Below are 341 nucleotides of genomic sequence, written 5' to 3'. Positions count from 1 at the left end.
ACCAGCGTCAACGGCGTCTGCGCCGAGAGCCGGGCGTTCGCCACCTGACGTGCCAGACCTTGCAGCGTCGGCTCGGCAAACACATCCCGCAGTGCCACCTCGACTTCGAAGCGCTGACGCAGACGCGACACCAGTTGTACCGCCAGTAACGAATGCCCGCCCAGTTCGAAGAAGTGGTCTTCACCTGCCGGCGCCTCGTAATCACGACTGGCATAAGCGTCGTCCTCCGGCGCTGGCAATGCCCGTCGGTCCAGCTTGCCGCTCGGCGTTTGCGGGAAACGCGCCAGCGTTACGAAGGCACTCGGAATCATGTACTCCGCCAGCCCTTGCGACAGTTGCTC

Annotated in this window: 1 protein-coding gene; it reads right to left on the bottom strand. The window is 63.9% G+C overall.

Annotated features, from left to right (window positions below):
- The coding region (locus tag AO388_RS06530; RefSeq protein WP_153003972.1) for a phosphopantetheine-binding protein at window positions 1–341 on the bottom strand (341 nt) is incomplete at both ends.

This window comes from Pseudomonas sp. ICMP 10191, from assembly GCF_001467335.1.
GTDB lineage: Bacteria > Pseudomonadota > Gammaproteobacteria > Pseudomonadales > Pseudomonadaceae > Aquipseudomonas > Aquipseudomonas cerasi.
Note: the sequence above shows the minus strand (reverse complement) of the source record. Positions and strands in the feature narration are given on the sequence as shown.